The sequence below is a fragment of the Actinomadura sp. NBRC 104412 genome, assembly GCF_030269515.1.
Classification (GTDB): domain Bacteria; phylum Actinomycetota; class Actinomycetes; order Streptosporangiales; family Streptosporangiaceae; genus Spirillospora.
This window is the reverse complement of record NZ_BSTM01000004.1, coordinates 241919-262015: the sequence shown is the minus strand read 5'-3', so window position 1 is coordinate 262015 and position 20097 is coordinate 241919. Positions and strand designations below refer to the sequence as shown.

The 20097-nt window shown below is 71.9% G+C and carries 16 protein-coding genes; 11 read left to right on the top strand and 5 right to left on the bottom strand.

Features of this window, described 5'->3' with window-relative positions; all coding sequences use genetic code 11:
- Positions 1-51: 51 nt before the first annotated feature.
- Positions 52-906, top strand: coding sequence for a bifunctional methylenetetrahydrofolate dehydrogenase/methenyltetrahydrofolate cyclohydrolase (locus QSK21_RS07340; RefSeq protein ID WP_285694550.1), 855 nt, complete (start codon positions 52-54; stop codon positions 904-906).
- Between the two features lie 152 nt (positions 907-1058).
- Here the strand turns inward: QSK21_RS07340 and QSK21_RS07335 are convergent, their stop codons facing one another.
- Positions 1059-1781 carry an FHA domain-containing protein gene (locus QSK21_RS07335; RefSeq protein WP_285694549.1) on the bottom strand — a complete coding sequence of 241 codons (723 nt, stop codon included), beginning with the start codon at positions 1779-1781 and terminating at the stop codon, positions 1059-1061.
- A 292-nt stretch (positions 1782-2073) separates the two neighbouring features.
- On the opposite strand from QSK21_RS07335, the gene QSK21_RS07330 reads away from it, so the two are divergent.
- Together QSK21_RS07330 and QSK21_RS07325 are read left to right on the top strand one after the other, a co-directional pair.
- Entirely contained in the window at positions 2074-2538 is a 465-nt protein-coding gene (locus tag QSK21_RS07330) for a DUF3017 domain-containing protein (RefSeq protein WP_285694548.1), read from the top strand.
- A gap of 148 nt (positions 2539-2686) precedes the next feature.
- Positions 2687-3904, top strand: coding sequence for an NADP-dependent isocitrate dehydrogenase (locus QSK21_RS07325; RefSeq protein ID WP_285694547.1), 1218 nt, complete (start codon positions 2687-2689; stop codon positions 3902-3904).
- Positions 3905-3954: 50 nt separating this feature from the next.
- On the opposite strand, the gene QSK21_RS07320 is transcribed toward QSK21_RS07325, so the two are convergent.
- Positions 3955-4917 (bottom strand): ornithine cyclodeaminase family protein, encoded by a 963-nt coding sequence (locus QSK21_RS07320; protein WP_285694546.1) that lies wholly within the window; start codon positions 4915-4917, stop codon positions 3955-3957.
- A gap of 100 nt (positions 4918-5017) precedes the next feature.
- Between QSK21_RS07320 and QSK21_RS07315 the strand changes: the two genes are divergently transcribed.
- From QSK21_RS07315 to QSK21_RS07305, 3 genes are all read left to right on the top strand, one after another.
- Entirely contained in the window at positions 5018-6007 is a 990-nt protein-coding gene (locus QSK21_RS07315) for a malate dehydrogenase (RefSeq protein ID WP_285694545.1), read from the top strand.
- 248 nt (positions 6008-6255) lie between these two features.
- Entirely contained in the window at positions 6256-8046 is a 1791-nt protein-coding gene (locus tag QSK21_RS07310) for an HSP90 family protein (RefSeq protein WP_285694544.1), read from the top strand.
- Complete coding sequence (locus QSK21_RS07305; protein ID WP_285694543.1) at positions 8043-10754, top strand: hypothetical protein; 2712 nt, start codon at positions 8043-8045, stop codon at positions 10752-10754. The genes QSK21_RS07310 and QSK21_RS07305 overlap by 4 nt, the downstream gene beginning before the upstream one ends.
- 3 nt (positions 10755-10757) lie before the next feature.
- Here QSK21_RS07305 and galK read toward each other — a convergent pair whose 3' ends face one another.
- Both galK and galE read right to left on the bottom strand, forming a co-directional pair.
- Positions 10758-11921, bottom strand: a complete 1164-nt coding sequence (gene galK, locus QSK21_RS07300; protein WP_285694542.1) for a galactokinase — start codon at positions 11919-11921, stop codon at positions 10758-10760.
- Positions 11918-12895, bottom strand: coding sequence for a UDP-glucose 4-epimerase GalE (gene galE / locus QSK21_RS07295; protein WP_285694540.1), 978 nt, complete (start codon positions 12893-12895; stop codon positions 11918-11920). Before galE ends, galK begins: the two co-directional genes overlap by 4 nt.
- A gap of 164 nt (positions 12896-13059) precedes the next feature.
- Between galE and QSK21_RS07290 the strand changes: the two genes are divergently transcribed.
- The 4 genes from QSK21_RS07290 (at position 13060) to QSK21_RS07275 (ending at position 16898) form a co-directional block, all read left to right on the top strand.
- Positions 13060-14073, top strand: a complete 1014-nt coding sequence (locus QSK21_RS07290) for a hemolysin family protein (protein ID WP_285694539.1) — start codon at positions 13060-13062, stop codon at positions 14071-14073.
- An 18-nt stretch (positions 14074-14091) separates the two neighbouring features.
- The gene (trpS, locus tag QSK21_RS07285; protein ID WP_285694699.1) at positions 14092-15174 is read left to right on the top strand and encodes a tryptophan--tRNA ligase; all 1083 of its coding nucleotides are present in this window, start codon (positions 14092-14094) and stop codon (positions 15172-15174) included.
- 10 nt (positions 15175-15184) lie between these two features.
- Positions 15185-15859, top strand: coding sequence for a 2'-5' RNA ligase family protein (locus QSK21_RS07280; RefSeq protein WP_285694537.1), 675 nt, complete (start codon positions 15185-15187; stop codon positions 15857-15859).
- Between the two features lie 73 nt (positions 15860-15932).
- Positions 15933-16898 (top strand): YihY/virulence factor BrkB family protein, encoded by a 966-nt coding sequence (locus tag QSK21_RS07275; RefSeq protein WP_285694535.1) that lies wholly within the window; start codon positions 15933-15935, stop codon positions 16896-16898.
- A gap of 61 nt (positions 16899-16959) precedes the next feature.
- Here QSK21_RS07275 and QSK21_RS07270 read toward each other — a convergent pair whose 3' ends face one another.
- Entirely contained in the window at positions 16960-18096 is a 1137-nt protein-coding gene (locus QSK21_RS07270) for a D-alanyl-D-alanine carboxypeptidase family protein (protein WP_285694534.1), read from the bottom strand.
- 792 nt (positions 18097-18888) lie between these two features.
- Between QSK21_RS07270 and QSK21_RS07265 the strand changes: the two genes are divergently transcribed.
- A complete protein-coding gene (locus QSK21_RS07265; protein ID WP_285694533.1) occupies positions 18889-20055 on the top strand; it encodes a glutamate--cysteine ligase in 1167 nt (388 codons plus the stop codon).
- Positions 20056-20097: the final 42 nt, after the last annotated feature.

Below are 20097 nucleotides of genomic sequence, written 5' to 3'. Positions count from 1 at the left end.
TTCCCGCGCGCCCCGCGAGGTTCCCGGCCACGATTCAGCGCGGAGGTGCGGATGACGGCACGAATCCTGGACGGCAAGGCCACGGCGGCCGAGATCAGGTCCGAACTCAAGGGGCGCGTGGAGGCGCTGCGGGAACGCGGCGTGACCATCGGCCTCGGCACGGTCCTGGTCGGCGACGACCCCGGCAGCCACTCGTACGTCAACATGAAGCACCGCGACTGCGCCGAGGTCGGCATCGAGAGCATCCGGCGCGAACTGCCCGCGGACGCGTCCCAGGACGACGTCGAGCGCGTCGTGGACGAGCTGAACGCCGACCCCGCCTGCACCGGGTACATCGTCCAGTTGCCGCTGCCCAAGGGCCTGGACGAGCAGCGGGTGCTGGAGCGCATCGACCCGCTCAAGGACGCCGACGGCCTGCACCCGGTCAACCTCGGCCGGCTGGTCCTCATGCAGCCCGCGCCGCTGCCCTGCACGCCCAAGGGCATCGTCGAGCTGCTCGCGCGGTTCGACGTCCCGCTGCGCGGCGCCGAGGTGACGGTGATCGGCCGCGGCGTGACCGTCGGGCGCCCGCTCGGCCTTTTGCTCACCCGGCGCAGCGAGAACGCGACGCCCACCCTCGCTCACACCGGCACCCGCGACCTGGCCGCGCACACCCGCCGGGCCGACATCGTCGTGGCCGCCGCCGGAGTGCCCGGCCTGATCACCGCCGACATGGTCAAGCCCGGCGCCACCGTCCTGGACGTGGGCGTCTCCCGGGTGGACGGCAAGCTGGCCGGCGACGTGGCCGCCGATGTCCGCGAGGTCGCCGGGTGGGTGGCGCCCAACCCCGGCGGGGTCGGGCCCATGACCCGCGCGATGCTGCTGTCCAACGTCGTCGAGGCCGCCGAGCGCGCCGCGTCCGCCTGAGGCGTCCCGGTCACGCCCTGCTTCACACCCCTCACACCCGCTCGAACCCCGCTCACACGTACGGGGCCGCGAACGATGCGCGGCCCCGTACGTGTGATGTGACGATCGCCTCAGAGTTTGCGCTACCCGGGCGAGGCGATCGCACGGTCAGATCAGCTCGCCCTCCTGCCCGCCGCGGTCGGGTGGCGGCCCGGACCCGTCACGTGACTCGCGGGATGGGGCGCCCCGGGGCGGCGTACCTCGGGTCCCCGGCGGGCGCCGTCGATCGGCGGCCGGTTCTGCTGAGGCACGTGCACCGGAGGGAGGGGACGGACGAGGCCCATCGCGATGACCTCGTTGGCGAGCCGGGTGCGCCGGTTGGCGCCCTCGGGGATACGGAATTTCTGGTAGAGCCGCAGCAGATGCTGCTTGACCGCGGCCTCGGTGACGACGAGGTCCCCGGCGATCTCCCGCGCGGTGGCGGGGGCGACGAACGCCTCGTCCGACAGCGCGGGACGGCACAGCGACGTGAGCACGTCCACCTCGCGGCGGGTGAGCTCGGGCGCCACGGCGCGGCGCAGCTCGACGTCCGGATCGACCTCCTCACGGGGGATGCCCCCCATCCGGCAGCGTGCCGTCCCGAAGCTGACGACGTCGCCGTCCTCCAGGACGCGGCGGGCGATCGGCCGGCCGTTGACACGGGTCCCGTTACGGGACAGTCCCATGTCGACGACGTACACGTACGGGCCGCGCCGAACGATCTCTGCGTGCAATCGGGACACACTCGGGTCGTCGAGGCGGATGTCGACTCCCCGCCCGCGCCCGACCGTCGTGACATCGGGGCGCAGCGGCATCACCAGCCCGCTGTCCTCGATCCGCATGAACGGCCCCTCCACGGCAGTCCTCCCAGCTAGTTAGCGACCCCTGTCTGGCGGGTTACCCGTCCGGGTAAACCGTCACACCCTCCTACTGGTCAGTAGGACCGATGACACGGGGCATGTGGCGTCCATCGGGACCTTCTGGGCCACAGCAGTCACGCCCGGAAGGGTGAAGGGTTCCGGTGAGAAGGGCCCCCGTGGCGGAAACCTCCCACGTAACGGCGCCGTCGTTGCAACGATGTGGCGCCGCGGCGGGCACCCGTTCAGGGATGGGCTCCAGGACGGGCCGGAACCGGCTAACGTCACGTTCATGTCGGAGAGGCCGGACGGGATCGGGTACGCGGGCACCACGGTGCGCCGCCGGCGCCGGCGGCGGCCGGGCGCGCCCGGGATGTCCGCGCAGGACTGGGTCGCGCGGATCCCGTACATGATCGTGCTGACCGGCGTGATGGCCGGGCTGGGGCTGTGCTCGCTGCACTACTTCCGCAAGGGCTCGGTGCTGATCGCCGCCGCGCTGCTGTTCGGCGCGCTGGCCCGCCTGGTGCTGCCGGAGTCGCGGCTGCGCATGCTGGCCGTCCGGAGCCGCTCCTTCGACTGCTGGACGCTGGTGATCCTCGGCGAGGCCGTGGCGTTCGTCGCGCTCAGCGTCCCGCCCATGCACCGCGCCGGACTGATGATCGCCGCGGGCTTCGGGGTGCTGATCGCGGTGGTGTTCGTGGCGCGGGGAATACGGTTCCTGCTGCGCAGGCATGGTACGGGTCAGGCCCAGGTCTAAGGCTGTGGCCGCACTCGGATAGCCTTCCGAGTTGAGCCTTACAAGGATGAGTCACGTTCGTCCGGCCTCGGCCCCGGGGCGGAACCAGCGACCTCGCGGAGGACGGAACGGCTCAAGCCGGCCGGTGTAGGAAAGGGACAGCCACAGCATGCCCAAGATCAAAGTAGCGGGCCCGGTCGTCGAACTCGACGGCGACGAAATGACGCGGATCATCTGGAAATTCATCAAGGACCAGCTGATCCTGCCCTACCTCGATGTGGACCTGAAGTACTACGACCTGGGGATCGAGGAGCGTGACGCCACCGACGACCAGGTCACCGTCGACGCCGCCAACGCCATCGCCAAGTACGGCGTCGGGGTCAAGTGCGCGACCATCACCCCCGACGAGGCCCGGGTCGAGGAGTTCGGCCTGAAGAAGATGTGGCGTTCGCCCAATGGAACGATCCGCAACATCCTCGGCGGCGTGATCTTCCGCGAGCCCATCGTGGTCTCCAACATCCCGCGGCTGGTCCCCGGCTGGACCAAGCCCATCATCATCGGCCGTCACGCGCACGGCGACCAGTACAAGGCCACCGACTTCGTGGTCCCCGGCCCGGGCACGGTGACGATCACCTACACCCCCGAGGACGGCTCCGACCCGATGGAGTTCGAGGTCGCCAAGTTCCCCGGCGGCGGCGTCGCCATGGGCATGTACAACTACGACGACTCCATCAGGGACTTCGCCCGCACCAGCATGCGGTACGCGCTGGACCGCGAGCTGCCCCTCTACATGTCGACCAAGAACACGATCCTCAAGGCGTACGACGGCCGCTTCAAGGACATCTTCCAGGAGGTCTTCGAGACCGAGTTCAAGGCCGACTTCGACGCCAAGGGCCTCACCTACGAGCACCGGCTGATCGACGACATGGTCGCCGCCGCGCTCAAGTGGGAGGGCGGCTTCGTCTGGTCGTGCAAGAACTACGACGGCGACGTCCAGTCCGACACCCTGGCGCAGGGCTTCGGCTCGCTCGGCCTGATGACCTCCGTCCTGATGACCCCGGACGGCAAGACCGTCGAGGCCGAGGCCGCGCACGGCACGGTGACCCGCCACTACCGGCAGCACCAGCAGGGCAAGCCGACCTCCACCAACCCGATCGCGTCCATCTTCGCCTGGACCCGGGGGCTGGAGCACCGCGGCAAGCTCGACGGCCAGAGCGAGGTCGTCGGCTTCGCCCGCGCCCTGGAGCAGGTCTGCGTCGAGACCGTCGAGGCCGGCCAGATGACCAAGGACCTGGCCCTGCTGGTCGGCGGCGACACGCCCTGGCTCACCACCCAGCAGTTCCTCGAGGCGCTGGACACCAACCTGCAGAAGAAGATCAACGGCTGAGCCGTGCCCTCGAAGGCCGCCCCGGCGATCCCGGGGCGGCCTTCGGCGCTTCACAGGGGGACGCGGCGTCCCACGCCCGCCTCGGTGGCGAGGGCGACGATGCGGGCGGCCGCGGCGGCGTCCTGCACGCCCAGGCCCACGCTGTTGTAGAAGATCACGTCGTCGGGGGAGCGGCGCGGAGCGGCGGCGCCGGTGACGACGTCGCCGAGCGGGACCAGGTCCAGATCCGGGACGTCCACCAGCGGACCGGCCTGGGCGCGGGCGGTCGCGACATCGTCCACGACGACGGCGGCGGCCCGGTCGAGCAGGTCGCGGCCGACCTCGTGCCGGTCGGGGGCGAACGAGCCGACGCTCAGCACGGTGCAGCCCGGCGCCAGCCAGGACGCCTCCAGAACGGGCGTGGAACTCGTCGTGCACGTCGCCACCAGGTCGGCGCCGGAAACGGCCTCACGCGCCGAGGAGACGGCCTCCACGGGCAGATCCAGCCCGGCACTGAGCGATGCGGCGGCACGCGCGCACGCCGCCGTGTCGCGCCCCGCCAGGCGCACCCTTGTCAGGGGACGGACCTGGGCCAGGGCGCGCACATGCGCCCGGCCCTGGACGCCGTGGCCGATGACCGCGAGGGACGAAGCGTCCGGCACGGCGAGGTGGTCGGCGGCGACGGCGCTGGCCGCGGAGGTGCGCAGCGTGGTCACCGCCTCCCCCTCGATGATCGCGACGGGCCGTCCGTCGTCCGGGTCCAGCACCGTGACCAGGGCGTGCACGCTGGGAAGGCCGCGCGCCGCGTTGCCCGGATTGACGCTGCCGAACTTGCCGATGGGACCGGTCCCGGGCAGCCGCGACGCGTACGAGAAGGCGATGTCGCCGTCCGGCCCGGGAAGCAGCGCGCGGGGCGCGAGCCGGGCCTCCCCGCGCCCGAGCGCGCCGAACGCCTCCCGCTGGGACTCGATGGCCAGGCCCACATCGAAGACCTGCTCGACATCGGCGGCGCTGAGCATGAGGAGTTCCGTCACGGCCCGCAGGTTAGTCTCCGCCTATGGGGGCACCCAGAAGCGGGATCGCCGTGCGCGATAGCCTGACCGGGAACTATCTCGACAGCGAGAGACAGAGGCAATGACCAACACCCCAGTGGACGTCACCGTCACCGGCGCCGCAGGTCAGATCGGCTATGCGCTGCTGTTCCGTATCGCATCGGGCCAGATGCTGGGCGCCGACACCCCAGTACGCCTCCGCCTGCTGGAGATCCCGCAGGCCGTGAAGGCGGCCGAGGGCACCGCCATGGAACTGGACGACTGCGCGTTCCCCCTGCTGGCCGGGATCGACATCTTCGACGACCCCACCAGGGCCTTCGAGGGCGCCAACGTCGCACTGCTGGTAGGCGCCCGTCCCCGCACCAAGGGCATGGAACGCGGCGACCTGCTGGAGGCCAACGGCGGCATCTTCAAGCCGCAGGGCGAGGCGATCAACGCGGGCGCCGCCGACGACATCAAGGTCCTCGTGGTCGGCAACCCGGCCAACACCAACGCCCTGATCGCCCAGCAGCACGCGCCGGACGTCCCCGCGTCCCGGTTCACCGCGATGACCCGGCTCGACCACAACCGGGCACTGGCCCAGCTCTCCAAGAAGGCGGGCGTCCCCGTCGACAAGATCACCAAGCTGACGATCTGGGGCAACCACTCCGCCACCCAGTACCCCGACCTGTTCCACGCCGAGATCGCCGGCAAGAACGCCGCCGAGACCGTCAACGACCAGGACTGGCTGGAGAACGACTTCATCCCGACCGTCGCCAAGCGCGGCGCCGCGATCATCGAGGCCCGCGGCGCGTCCTCCGCCGCCTCCGCCGCCTCCGCCGCGATCGACCACATCCACACCTGGGTGCACGGAACCCCCGACAACGACTGGACCTCCATGGCCGTCGTGTCGGACGGCTCGTACGGAGTCCCCGAGGGCCTCGTCTCCAGCTTCCCCGTGACCACCCGCGACGGCGAATGGGAAATCGTCCAGGGCCTGGAGATCGACGACTTCTCCCGCGCCCGCATCGACGCCTCCGTCGCCGAACTGGCCGAAGAACGCGAAGCCGTCCAAAAACTCGGGCTAGTCTAGTTTTGCAGCTCGCACTGCAAATGAACACACTCGCACCCACCCCAGCCCCCAACCCCAGCTCCAAACGGCGGCCAGGCGTTGCGATCGCGTCCGAAGGCAGTTCCGAGCTTGCGAGGAACTGATCGCGCAGCGAGCCTCTAGGCGAGTCGGAGCGATGCAGCGATCGCCGCAGGCGCGACAAGCGACGAGCCGCTAGGCGAGGAGCGCAGCTCGCGCATGCAAATAAAGAAGGGTGAGGGGGCGGCAGCGTGGAACAGGCGTTTCAAGTCGATCTGCGTGGTGTGGTGGACCTGCTCAGCAGGCACCTGTACTCCAGCCCGCGGGTTTACCTGCGGGAGCTGCTGCAGAACGCGGTGGACGCCATCACGGCGCGCGGTGGCGGGTCGGGGGCGGTGCGGATCGAGACGGGCGGCGGTGGGCTGCGGGTCCACGATGACGGGATCGGGCTGACCGAGGAGGAGGTCCACCGGCTGCTCGCCACGATCGGGCGTTCGTCCAAACGGGACGAGCTCGGGTTCGCCCGGCACGACTTCCTGGGGCAGTTCGGCATCGGGCTGCTGTCGGGCTTCCTGGTGGCCGACGAGATCGAGGTCGTGACCCGGTCGGCGCGGGACGGGGCGCCGGAGCAGGCCGTGCGGTGGACCGGGTACGCCGACGGTCGTTACCGGGTGGAGCCCGCCGGCCGTGACGCGCCGGGCACGACGGTCTCGCTGCGCGCCCGTCCCGGGTCGGCCGAGCTGCTGCGGCCGGAGATCGTGAAGGGGCTGGCACGCTCGTACGGGTCGCTGCTGCCGGTCGACCTCACCGTGGACGGCGAGGCGATCACCGGTGAGGGGCCGGCGTGGCACGCGGCGCATCCCGATCCGGCGCGCCGCCGTCGCGCTCTGGACGCCTACTGTCAGGAGCTGTACGGGTTCGTCCCCTACGACGTGATCGATCTGGACGTTCCCGAGGCGGGCCTGACGGGTGTGGCGTTCGTGCTGCCGCAGCCGGTGGCGCCCACGGCGCGGGGCGCGCATCGTGTGTACCTCAAGCGGATGCTGCTGGCCGAGAACGTCGAGGCGCTGCTGCCGGAGTGGGCGTTCTTCGTCCGGTGCGTGGTGGACGCGAGCGAGTTGCGGCCCACGGCGAGCCGGGAGGCGCTGTACGAGGACGAGCTGCTGGAGTCCACGCGGCGGGCCCTCGGCGAGCGGCTGCGGCAGTGGCTGGTGCGGCTCTCGGAGACCGACCCGGTACGGCTGCGCGGCTTCCTGCGGCTCCACCAGCTCGGCGTCAAGGCCATGGCGCTGCAGGACGACGACATGTTGCGGATCGTGGACCGCTGGCTGGACTTCGAGACCTCGGCGGGCCCGATGACGCTGGCCGAGTTCCGCCGCCGCCACCCCAAGGCGCGGTACGTGACCAGCGTGGAGGAGTTCCGGCGGCTGTCGGCGGTGTCGGGCGCGCAGGGCGTGGGTCTGGTCAACGGCGGCTACGTGCACGACACCGAGATCATCGAGCGGCTGCCCGACATCGACCCGGACGCGGCGCTGCTCCGGCTGGACGCCGCTGAGCTGACCACCCACTTCGGCGTCCTGGACCCCGTGGCGGAGCTGGAGCTGCGGCCGTTCCTGGCGGCGGCGCAGCGCGCGGTGGAACGGCTCCGGTGCGAGGTGGTGATCCGCGACTTCGACCCGGCGTCGCTGCCCGCGCTGTACCTGACCAGCCGCGCCGCCCAGTACCAGGCGGAGATGACCGAGGCCAGGGAGATGGCCGACGAGCTGTGGTCGGACGTGTTGGGGGCGCTGAGCGGCGCCGTCACCGCGGACCGTCCGCAGCTCGTGCTCAACCACCGCAACCCGTTGGCGCGGAGGATCACCTCCCTCACCGACGAGGCGCTGATCGAGCTGGCGGTGCAGGGCCTGTACGGGCAGGCGCTGCTGTACGGCCAGCATCCACTGCGGCCCGCCGACACCGCGGCGCTGAACCGCTCCTTCCTCGGGTTGCTGGAGTGGGCTGTGCACGGTACGGGCGGACAGGAATCTGGAGAGGGCAAGTGAGCTTCGAGCAGGTCCAGGAGTTGATGGAACGGGCGTACTCACTGCCCTACGGCGAGGCGCGGACGGTGGTGGTGGAGGAGGCGCTGCGCCGCGCGGAGGAGGTCGGCGACAGGGCGCTGATCTTCGACGTGCGGATGGCCCTGGGCACCGCCTACGGGTACGGCGGTGAGCCGGTGAAGCGGTTCGGCACGTTCAGCCGGTGCCTGGCCGAGTACGACGCCGACCCGGCGTTCTACGGTGCCCGAGCGGCGCATCTGCTGCTGTGGGAGTTCAAGGGCATCGTGTCGTCGCTGACGGACTTCCCCGAGGTGCCGCTGGACCGGACCCGTGCCGTCCTGGACGACATGGAGCGCCGCTACAAAATGGGCGGGCACAGCCTTCAGGCCGTGTACGGGCGGCGCACGCTGGTGGCCAAGCATCTCGGCAACGCCGACGCGGCCGACCGCTGGTTCGCGTTGTGGCACACCACCCCGCGGGACGCGCTGTCGGACTGCGAGGGCTGCGACCCGGGCCTCAAGGTCTCCTTCCTGGACTGGCGAGCCCGCGACGAGGAGGCGCTGGCCATCGCGGAACCGGTGGTCACCGAGAATCTGACCTGCACGGAGCAGCCCCAGACGATCCTGACCCAGATGCTGCGCGTGTACGTGCGCTCGGGGCGGCTGGAGGAGGCGCGCGGCGCGCACCTGCGGGCGTACCGGCTGCTGCGGTCCCGGCTGAACGAGCTGGAGCTGATCGGCGATCATGTGGAGTTCTGTGCCCGGACGGGCAACGAGGCGCGCGGACTGGAGATCGTCCAGCGGCATCTGGGGTGGCTCGACCGGGCGCCCAACCCCTACGCCGACCTGTGGTTCTCGGCCGCCGCCGCGCTGCTGCTGCGGCGGGTGGAGGAGATCGGGCACGGCGAGCTGACGATCGTCCGCCCGGCGGCGGAGGAGGGCGCCGAGCCGGTGGAGGTGGCCGTCGGGGAGCTGCGTGCCGAGCTGGCCAGGCGGGCCGAGGAACTGGCCGCCAGGTTCGACGCGCGCAACGGCAACGAGCACCAGAGCGCGGTCGTCCGGGAGATGCTGAACGCCGAGCCCCTGGTGGAGCATCTGCCGCTGACAGAGTACGACCGGGCTCCCACAAGCGTTACCGTCCCCTCGACGCCCACGGGCACCGTCGAGGCTCACGCGGACGTCCACGACCTGGACGCCCTGCTGGACATCGGCGAGCGGGAGTGGCAGGACGGGCGGCTCGACCGCGCCGTCCCCGCCTGGCTGCGGTTCGACGAGCTGGCGGCGTCCGCCGAGCTCACCACGCTGCAGCGGGCCCGGCGGACGGACGCGGAGGGCGCGCGGCGGTACGGTGAGAACGACATCGACGGCGCCGTGGCCGAATGGAGGCGCGCGGCCGAGCTCTACGAGGAGGCCGATGACCTGGTCTCCCGGCATGCCGCGCTGGGCCGGGTAGGCGCGCTGCTGTGCGGTCAGGGCCAGACCGGCGAGGGTTTCGAACTGCTGAACGCCAGTGCCGCCTACCTGGACGAGCACGCCGCGGGCACCAGGCGTGCGCTCGCCGCCCGCCTGCGCCTGTCGGGCACGCTGCTGAACGAGAACCGTGCCGACGAGGCACGGGCGGCCCTGGACGGCCTGGAACCCGAGGCACCCCTGGACGCGGGCGAGGTCCTGCTGATGCGTGCCCGTACCTTCCTCACCACGGGCGAGACGGACACCGCTGCGCCGCTGCTGCACAAGGCCCGCGAGCTCTTCGCGGGCATCGGTGAGAAGGGGCAGCTCGCGGACACGTGCCTGCTGCTGGCCAAGGTGCTGTCGCACCGGGCGCACCAGGCCGCCGAAGGGCACAAGGAGATTCTGGACGAGGCGCTGGGCCTGCTCGACGAGGCGGTCTCGTCCGCCCGGGAGGCGGGCAACGCCTGGCTGGCGACCGTCGCGCACGCCGAGCGCGGCAGCCTGCTGCTGGTGATGGAGCGCCCGGGTGACGCCGTACCCGATTCGGCGGAGGCGGTCGCCGGGTTCACCGCGGCGGGCGCCATGCCGCAGGCGACGTACGCGCGGCTCGACCTGGCCGGCGCGTACTACTCGACCGGCCGCCACCTGGAGGCCGCCGAGGCGGCCGAGGAGGCCATGCCGGTCCTGAGCCGGCTCGGCGACCCCGACGCCTTCCGCAGGGCACGGCTGCTGCTCGCCCACGCCCAGCGGGAACTGGGCGAGGAACAGGCCGCCGACCTGTTCACCGAGCTGGCGGGCGAGGAGGACGACGACCCGCAGTCCGCCGCGGGCCTGCTGGAGATGGCGGGGGAGGTGCTGACCGCCCTCGACAAGGACGCCCTCGCGGCCGAGAGGTTCGGCGCGGCGGCCGACGCGTTCGAGACGGCGGGCGACCCGTACGGCGCCGTCCGCGCCCGCAGGCAGGCCGGGATGTGCCTGCTGTGGGCCCGGCGGCCCGAGGCGGGACTGGCGGAGCTGGCGCGGGCCCGCGCCGCCATCGGCGGGATCCCGTCGGACAACCCCGCCGCGATCACCTGGGAGACCGCCCGGGTGGGTTACGACGAGGCCCGGGTCCTGGCCGAGCTGGGCCGTCTGGACGAGGCGCTGGCCAAGGTCACCGAGGCGATCGGCGGCTTCACCGAACTGGACGAGAAGGCGGCGGCCGAGACCGCCACCGGGCTGCGCGACGAGATCAAGGCCGCGTTGGAGAACACGGAGTAGCCGCTAGCGGGGAAGCCCGCCGTCCATCGAGATGCGCCGCGCCCCGGCGGACGGTGTCGCCTCAAGGAACGCGGGTTCGGCCAGGTCGCGTTCCCGGTACGCGGCCGTGATCGCGTCCCGGACGGACCCGGCCCGGCCGGTGGCGGTCAGGACGATCACCGAGCCGCCGAACCCGCCGCCGACCATGCGCCCGCCGCGGGCCCCGGCCCGCAGCGCGGCCTCCAGGGCCAGGTCGGCCTCCGGCCAGGAGATCTCGTACTGGTCGCGCAGGGACAGGTGGGAGGCCGTCAGCAGCGCGCCCAGCTCCTGCTCCGCCCCGGCGCGCAGCAGCCCGGCCGTCGCCTCGACCCGGTGGTTCTCGGTGACCACGTGCTGGACGCGGCGGCGCAGAGCGGGGTCGTCCAGCCGGGACAGCGCGGCGCCCAGGTCCTTCACGTCCCGCAGAGCCGGGACGCCCAGCAGCGTGGCGGCGCGCTCGCATTCGGCGCGGCGCCGCCCGTAGTCGCCGTCGCCGAGGACGTGCCGGGCCCGGGTGTCGATCACCAGCAGGGTGAGGTCCTTGCCGGGCAGGTCGAGCGGCACCTGCGAGGACAGCCCGGTGCGGCAGTCGAGCAGCAGCGCGTGCCCCTCGGTGCACAGCAGCGACGCCGACTGGTCCATGATCCCGCAGGGGACGCCCGCGTACTCGTTCTCGGCCCGCTGCGCCAGCCGTGCCAGCTCGCGCCTGTCCGGCTCGACCCCGTACAGCTCGCACAGGGCCAGCGCGGTCGCGCATTCCAGCGCGGCCGAGGACGACAGCCCGGCGCCCTGCGGAAGATCGGAGTCGAACAGCAGCGAGGCCCCGCCGATCCCCAACGGCCGCAGCAGGTCGGCCACCCCGAACGGGTAGGCCGCCCACGAGCGGATCGTTCCCGGCCCGCGGCTCCGCCCGAGGTCGACGGTCGCGCCCTGGTCGGCAGCCTGCAACGACTTGAGCTCCAGCACTCCGTCGTCCCGCCGGGCCGCCGCCACGCCGACGCCGCGCGGCAGCGCGAACGGCAGGACGAGACCGTCGTTGTAGTCGGTGTGCTCGCCGATCAGGTTGACCCGGCCCGGGGCGTGCCAGACGCCCTCGGCGTCCCGCCGGTACGCCTCCGCGAACGCGGCCTCCAGCGCACTGATCATCATCGGCGGTGCTGGATGAACGCCCAGGCGTCCGCGACCATCGCGCGCAGATCGCGCTCCGGCTTCCAGCCCAGCGTCGACTTGATCTTCTCGGCGGACGCCACCAGCACCGCGGGGTCGCCGGCCCGGCGCGGGCTGACCTCGGCCGGGATCGGGTGCCCGGTCACCTCCCTGCACACCTCGATGACCTCCCGGACGGACGAGCCGTTGCCGTTGCCCAGGTTGAAGATCTCGTGGACGCCGGGCCGGCAGGCGTCCAGCGCCAGCAGGTGCGCCATGCCCAGGTCGACGACGTGGATGTAGTCGCGGACGCAGGTGCCGTCGGGCGTGGGGTAGTCCTCGCCGAACACGGTGACCCTGTCCTTCTCGCCCAGCGCGACCTTCAGCACGTTGGGGATCAGATGGGTCTCCACGGCGTGCCGCTCGCCCTGCCCCGGGGCGTCCCCGTCCTCGGGCAGCCGGGCGCCCGCGACGTTGAAGTAGCGCAGCGAGATGCCGCCGATCCCGTGCAGGCGCGCGTACTCGGCGAGCGCGGTGTCGATGGCCAGCTTGGACGCCCCGTAGGGGTTGGTCGGGCGGGTCGGGTCGGTCTCCAGGATCGGGGTGGACTCCGGCTCCCCGTACGTCGCCGCCGTGGACGAGAAGACGATCCTGCGTACTCCGGCGGCCCGCATCGCCTCCAGCAGGGCCAGCGACTCGCCCAGGTTCCTGTCCCAGTACAGGCCCGGCTTCTGCATCGACTCGCCGACCAGCGACATGGCCGCGAAATGCAGCACCGCGTCGAAGCCGCCGCCCGCCAGCACGCCGTCCGCCGCGTCGCGGAGCGTGCCGGTCACCAGCCGCGCTCGGGCGGGCACCGCGTCGGCGTTCCCGGTGGACAGGTCGTCCAGCACCACCACCTCGTGCCCGGCCTCCAGCAACTGGGCGGTGACGACGCTGCCGACGTAACCGGCGCCGCCGGTGACGAGCAACTTCACGAAGGACCTCCTGGACGCTTGACGCCGCCGGCGCGGGGCACGGACGACCCCGAGGGCTTGCGCCGGGACCCGTCCAGGCTAGCGGCTGGCCTTGGAGGGGACGGCCGAACCGGTAACCTGGCAGTTCGCCGCCCGGCGGCCCTGAGGAGAGAGCGACCTCGGCCATGGAACGACCGACCCGGCGAGTCTGGCGCCCGCTGGTGTGGCTGATGACCCGGTCCACCGACCTGATGGTCCGCCTGACCGGAGGCGACCCCCGCGCGCTCCGCGAGGAGGTGACCGCGGAACGGGTGCGGGCCCTCGTCGCGGGCAACAGCCGGCTGGGCGCCGACGAGCGGGCCCTGATCGAGGAGGTCTTCGCCGCGGGCGAGCGCCCGCTGCGCGAGGTGCTGGTGCCGCGCACCGAGGTGGTGTTCCTGGACGCGGCGCTGCCGCTGGACGCCGCCGCCCGGATCGCCGCCGACAGCCCGCACTCCCGCTTCCCCGTCCACCGGGGCTCGCACGACGAGGTGATCGGGTTCGTGCACATCCGGGACCTGCTCATCGGCGCCGTGACGGCGGACGACCCCGGCGTGCCGGTGGGCGACCTGGTGCGTCCCGTCCCGTACCTGCCCGCCACCCGGCGGGTGCTGCCGGTGCTCACGGAGATGCGCCGCGCGGGCCACCACCTGGCCATCGTCATGGACGAGTACGGCGGCACCGCGGGGATCGTCACCCTGGAGGACCTGGTCGAGGAGCTCATCGGCGACATCCGCGACGAGTACGACGTGCAGGACCCGCAGGCGCGGCGCCTGCACGGCGGGGTGGTCGAGGTGGAAGGTCTGCTGAACCTCGACGACTTCGCCGCCGAGACCGGAGTGCGGCTGCCCCCGGGCCCCTACGAGACGGTCGCGGGCCACATCATGGCCGCGCTCGGCCGGATCCCGGCCGCCGGTGACGTCGTGGAGACCGCCGGGTGCCGCCTGTCGGTCGTCCGGATGGACGGGCGCCGGGTGGCGAGGGTGCGCGTCGTCCCGGCGCCGACCCCGCATCCGGCGACCCAGGCCCAGGCTCATGCCTCCTCGCAGGCCCCGTCCCAGGCCCCCTCGCAGGCGGCGGTGCCGCGGCAGCCCGTCTCGGGGCAGCGGCCGCACCAGCCGCAGGCCCCGGCCGGTGACATCGCACCGAAGCGGGCCTGAGAGAATCTATCCGTGCACATGTCCGAAGCGTCCGACCAGAGCGGCGGTCCCGGAGCCACCGGCAGGGTGAGGCCGCGCGTGCTGTCCGGGATCCAGCCGACCGCCGACTCCTTCCACCTCGGCAACTACCTGGGCGCGCTCCGACAGTGGGTCGCGCTCCAGGACACCCACGACGCCTTCTACTGCGTGGTCGACCTGCACGCGATCACCGTGCGGCACGATCCCGAGGCGCTGCGGCGCCGCACCAGGGTCGCCGCCGCCCAGTTGCTGGCGATGGGCCTCGACCCCGATCGGGCGACCATCTTCGTGCAGAGCCAGGTGCCCGAGCACACCGAGCTCGCCTGGGTGCTGGGCTGCCTCACCGGGTTCGGCGAGGCCGGCCGGATGACCCAGTTCAAGGACAAGTCGGCCAAGCAGGGCGCCACCGGCACCACCGTCGGCCTGTTCACCTACCCGGTCCTTCAGGCCGCCGACATCCTGCTCTACAGCCCCGAGCCCGGCCCCGGCGAGCGTTCCCTCCGGGTGCCGGTGGGCGAGGACCAGCGACAGCACCTGGAGCTCACCCGCACGCTGGCCCAGCGTTTCAACCACCGTTTCGGCGACACCTTCGTGCTCCCCGAGGCCCACATCCCCGAGGGCGCCGCCAAGATCACCGACCTGCAGGAGCCGACGGCCAAGATGAGCAAGTCGGCCTCGTCCCCCCAGGGCATCATCGACGTGCTGGAGGAGCCCGGCCCCATGCGCAAGAAGATCATGCGCGCGGTCACAGACACGGGCACCGAGGTGCGGTTCGACGAGGAGGGCAAGGCGGGCATCGCCAACCTGCTGCGGATCTACTCGGCGATGGAGGGCGTGCCGATCGCGGACCTGGAGCGCCGGTACGAGGGCTCGGGCTACGGCCGGTTCAAGAAGGACCTGGCGGCACTGGTGGTGGACACCTTCACCCCGATCCGCGAGCGGACGCTCAAGCTGCTGGACGACCAGGACGGCCTGGACCGCATCCTGGCGGACGGCGCCGGCAGGGCGGCAGCGGTGGCCCGGCGGACCATGGAGGTGGTGCGTGACAGGGTGGGATTCGCGGGACGCGCGCTCGATCGCTAGCGGCCTCGCTGTGAGCGGTCCCGCCGGCGGCGCGGCCCCGGGCGTCCGGGGGGACGCGCCCGACGGTGACGGCGAGCCCGTCCGGGGAGGGTGGACGACCGCGCTGCGGCGCGGCGCCGAGCCCACGCGGACGATCGGCGTCGCGATCCCGATCCCCGATCCGCACGGCAGCCGGTTGCAGCGCATCCGGGCGGCGCTCGGCGACCCCATGGCGTACGCCATCCCCACCCACATCACGCTGCTGCCCCCGACCGAGGTGCCGTCCGATCCCGGCGCGCTGACCCGCGTCGAGGACCACCTGCGCGGCGTGGCCCGCTCGGAACGCCCGTTCACGATCAGGCTGCGCGGCACCGCGACGTTCCGGCCCGTCTCGCCGGTGGTGTTCATCGCGCTGGCCGAGGGCATCGCCGACTGCGAACGGCTCCAGCGGCGGGTGATGTCCGGGCCGCTGGCGCGTGAGCTGGAGTTCCCTTACCACCCGCACGTCACGGTGGCGCACCACCTCCCCGAGGAGGTCATGGACCGCGCCTACAAGGACCTGTCCGGATACGAGGCGTCCTTCGAGGTGCGCGGCTTCTCGCTGTACGAGCACGGCGCGGACGGCGTCTGGCGCCCGCGCCGCCACTTCGCCTTCGCGTCCGTCCCGCCGGCGGCACCGCCCGCGGACGCCACCGCGACGGGCTGACCGCCCTCCGTCCGGCGGCCGGGCCGGAGGGCGACCGCCGCTTGGTTCGTCAGGAGGGGGGTACGGAACGGGCATGCGGCGGTTGATCAACAGGGCGTGGGGCAAGGCGCGGTCCTCGCGGAGGTCGGGGACGGCCCTGCTGCGGTCCTGGCGCCGGCGGTGGTCCTGGCTCGACCATCTCGTCCGCGCGTACCGCCGCTACCAGGACAAGCGGGGCGACCGGCTGGCCGCCGCGCTGACCTGCTACGGGTTCCTGTCGTTCTTCCCGCTGCTGGCGCTGGCGTACGCGCTGCTGGGCTATCTGGTCGGGGTCAGCGACGAGGCCAGGAGGCTGTTCGTCGAGGCGGTCGGCACGCTGCTGCCCGGGTTGTCGGAGCAGCTCGACGTGGAGCGGATCGCCCGGTCCAAGACCGCGGCCGGGCTCATCGGCCTGGCCGGGCTGCTGTTCACCGGGCTCGGCTGCGTGCAGGTGCTGCGCGAGGCGCTGCACGACATCTGGGACCGCCCGCGCCCCGAGGGCGGCTTCCTGGTGGCCAGGCTGTGGGACGGCGGGGTGCTGGCCTTCCTCGGCGCGATGCTGATCACCGGGATGGCGGTGACCACCCTCACCACCTCGGCCAGCCACACCGTGCTGGAATGGCTGGGGCTGGACGAGGTGACCGGGGCGGGCGCCGCGCTGCGCCTGCTGTCCCTGGGCATGGCGATCTTCTTCGACGCCGTGGTGTTCCTGGTGCTGTTCAGCCGGCTGTCGGGCACCGGGGCGCCGTGGCGGACGATCTCCCGCGGCGCGCTGGCCGGCGCCCTCGGCTTCGAGCTGCTGAAGCAGCTCGCCGCGCTGCTGCTCGGCAACACCACCCGCAACCCGGTGTACGCGTCGTTCGCCGTGCTGGTCGGGCTGATGATCTGGATCAACGTGGTGTCGCGGTTCCTGCTGCTGGTGGCGGCCTGGACCGCGACCCGCAGGGCGGTGCTGGAGGCGGACGTTCCCGACGACGCTCCGGCGTCCACGCGCCTGCGGGCCAAAGCCCGGTGCGGCTGAGCCCCGCGGCTCACGGCTCCCGCCGGCTCACGGCTCCCGAGGGCTCACGGCGCCCGGCGGCTCACGCGTCCCTGTCGTCCAGCTCGTCCGACCAGCGGGACGCGGCGGGCGCGGCGGACGCGCCGGTCAGGTTCGCCGGCTGGTTCATGCCCCTGCGGAACTCGGCCGCGACCCTGCGGCGGCGGATCGCCAGGAAACCGGCCCAGCCTGCGACCACGGCCGCGATGGCCCCTCCTGTCGCCGGCACCGCCCAGTCGCCCATCAAGCCGTCGTCGTCGCCCGCCTTGGACGGCAGCGGCGCGTTGTCGCCGACGGCCTTCTTCTTCTGCCGGGCCTGCGCGTCGACCGGCTGCACCAGCGTGCCGACCGGCTTGACCTTGCCACGCGCCGCGAACCCCCAGTCCAGCAGCTCCTTGGCGAGCACCGAGGGCTGCTGGTCGGCCTTCATCAGCGAGATCACGATGGTGTGGCCGCCGCGGCGGGCCGCCGCCACGAAGGTCTGCTTGGACGCGACCGTGTAGCCGTTCTTGCCGCCGATCATGCCCTTGTACTCCTGGGACTGGCCCGGCAGCATCCGGTTGTGGGTGTGGATCGGATAGCCGCCGACCTTCTTGCCCGCCTTCCGCTGCTTCTTGGTGGGCGGCGCGGGGAACCGGTGGTCGACGGTCTCCACGTACTTGCGGAAGCTGGGGTTCTTCAGCCCCTCCCGCAGGATCAGGGCCAGGTCGTAGGCCGAGGTGTGCTGCGTCTTGACGGTCAGCCCCAGGTCGGTGTCCAGCCCGTTGGGCGAGCCGGCCAGCGTGTCATGCGCGTTGATCCGCCTGGCCTCGGCGTTCATGTCCGCGAGCGTCTTCTCGACGCCCCCGTTGGCCTGCGCGAGCCCCAGCGCGGCGTCGTTGGCCGACATCATCATCAGGGCGTAGAACAGGTCGGAGACCTTGTACTGCATCTTCGGGGTCATGCCGACCTTGGTGCCCTCGACGTCGCAGGTCTCCTGCGTCGGGCGTACCAGCGCGTTCGGGTTCAGCTTGGGGACGAGCGTCAGCGCCGTGAGCGTCTTGATGGTGCTCGCGGGCAGATAGTGGCCGTGCGGGTCCTTGGCGGCCAGCACATCGCCGGTGTCGGCGTCGGCGATCAGGTACGAGGCCGCGCCGATCTTGGGTGCGGCCGGCGCCCCCTCGCTCCGGTCGACGATCACGCCTCTGCCGCCGAGCCGCGGTCCGCCGACCGGTTCCTCGGGTCGGCCCGGGTCCGCCGCCGCGGGCGGTGCGAGCGGGGTGAGCAGCGATCCGGTGATCAGTGGAACGGCCAGCGCGGCGGCACCGCGCCGTGCGCGCGCCGTGCCCGGCGTCCTCGCGTTCCCTGCCGTGTCCGATGCCCGACGATGTCGAAGTGGCCGTCCTCGCAAGCCTGTGCCGCCCCTTCTGAGAACCCACGCCGTTACGGTCGCCCCGCTCATCGCTCGTGACCTCAGAAGAGTAGAAGACTCGGCGACGGTAGCGGAACAACATCTTTCCGATAGAACAGTCAGTTGTTGCTCTTGAGCGCTCTTTAGTGTGATAGCGGAATAACTTGGATAGTTCGGACGAATGCGGCGCATGGCCGGGACGGTGCGCCGGGCTGGATGTCCGCCGGTTCCGGTCATGACCCGATCGTGCCCCGGATACCGTCCGATATTCGCCCGTCACCCACTGTGTTCATCGGGGTCGCGCTCGACGGGGTTCCGGACGGCCTGACTAGTGCGATCGAGTCATGCCGGGTTGACCATATGGTGACCGAAAAGAATGACACTGTGTGATCAGTGCCCGCCCGGATGAGTCAAATGATCCCCATAGGGCATGGTTTTCCGATGGGCGGGGGGCACGGGGCGCCATCATGAGAGGGGTAGCCGGGGCCTGGAAACGGTCTAGTCCAGGCTTGGGTGCCCGCTGGTTGAAATGCGCCACGTGCCACGCAGCGACCTGCGAGGATTGTGGACGGAGGTTGGGCCGTGGCCATTGACTTCAACCCGTCGCGTGGCGCGACGCTGGGCGTGGAGTGGGAGCTCCAACTCGTGGACGCCGAGACCCGGCAACTGCGCCAGGACGCCCGCGAGGTGCTGGCCTCCCTGCCCATGCTCAGCGAGGGCGGCGACATCCCCAAGATCCGGCACGAGCTGATGGAGTCCACGGTCGAGATCGTGACCGATATCTGCCAGACGGTCGGGGAGGCCAAGGACGACCTGGCCGCCACGGTCGCCGAGCTGCGCGCCGCGGCCGCCGAGCGCGGCATCACGCTGGCCTGCACCGGCACCCACCCGATCAGCGACTGGCGGGACGCGGTCATGGCCCCGGTGCAGCGCTACGCCGACCTCATCGAGGAGATGCAGTGGCTGGCCCGCCGCATCCAGACGTTCGGCGTCCACGTCCACGTGGGCGTGAGCGACGTCGACAAGGCGATCCCGATCGTCAACGCGCTGTCGTGCTACCTGCCGCACTTCCTCGCCCTCACCGCGTCGAGCCCGTACTGGAGCGGTCACGACACCGGCCTGGCCTCCAGCCGGGCCGTGGTGTTCGGCCAGCTTCCCACCGCCGGTCCGCCCCACCTCCTGGACGACTGGGCGGCCTTCGAGGATTACATGGATACCTTGCTGCGTGCGGGTACCATCCGGAGCATCAAGGAGGTGTGGTGGGACATCCGCCCGCATCCCGATTTCGGCACCGTCGAGATCCGGATGTTCGACGGGATCCCCACACCCCGCGAGCTGGGCATGGCCGCGGCGCTCTGCCAAAGCCTGGTCACGCTCTTCGAGCAGCAGCTGGACCGTGGTTACACGCTGCCGCGTCCGGCGGCCTGGGTGGTGCGCGACAACAAGTGGCGCGCCACCAGGTACGGGCTTGACGCCATCGTCATCACCGACGACGCTGGCGCCACCGCCCCGCTCCGCGACGACCTCTACGAGCTGATCCGCGAGCTCGAACCGGTGGCCGACCGGCTCGGCTGCGCGGAGGAGCTGAAGGTCGCCGGGGAGGTCCTGGAGCACGGGGCGCCCTACGAACGGCAGCGCGCGATCCGTGCCGAGGGCGGCACCGTGACCGACATGGTGGACGCGGCGATCATGGAGTTGGCGCAGGACAGGTTCGTCACTCTCGGGGAGGTGGCAGGTGCCGCGAGCTGAGGAGCCCGAACCCGCGGGACCACCACCGGAGGGTGACGGGGA

Excerpts from the sequence above, each read along its gene's own strand:
- QSK21_RS07340 (WP_285694550.1), top strand. The coding sequence starts at position 52 with ATGACGGCACGAATCCTGGACGGCAAGGCCACGGCGGCCGAGATCAGG.
- QSK21_RS07330 (WP_285694548.1), top strand. The coding sequence starts at position 2,074 with ATGTCGGAGAGGCCGGACGGGATCGGGTACGCGGGCACCACGGTGCGC.
- QSK21_RS07325 (WP_285694547.1), top strand. The coding sequence starts at position 2,687 with ATGCCCAAGATCAAAGTAGCGGGCCCGGTCGTCGAACTCGACGGCGAC.
- QSK21_RS07315 (WP_285694545.1), top strand. The coding sequence starts at position 5,018 with ATGACCAACACCCCAGTGGACGTCACCGTCACCGGCGCCGCAGGTCAG.
- galK (WP_285694542.1), bottom strand. The coding sequence starts at position 11,921 with ATGATGATCAGTGCGCTGGAGGCCGCGTTCGCGGAGGCGTACCGGCGG.
- QSK21_RS07290 (WP_285694539.1), top strand. The coding sequence starts at position 13,060 with ATGGAACGACCGACCCGGCGAGTCTGGCGCCCGCTGGTGTGGCTGATG.
- trpS (WP_285694699.1), top strand. The coding sequence starts at position 14,092 with ATGTCCGAAGCGTCCGACCAGAGCGGCGGTCCCGGAGCCACCGGCAGG.
- QSK21_RS07275 (WP_285694535.1), top strand. The coding sequence starts at position 15,933 with ATGCGGCGGTTGATCAACAGGGCGTGGGGCAAGGCGCGGTCCTCGCGG.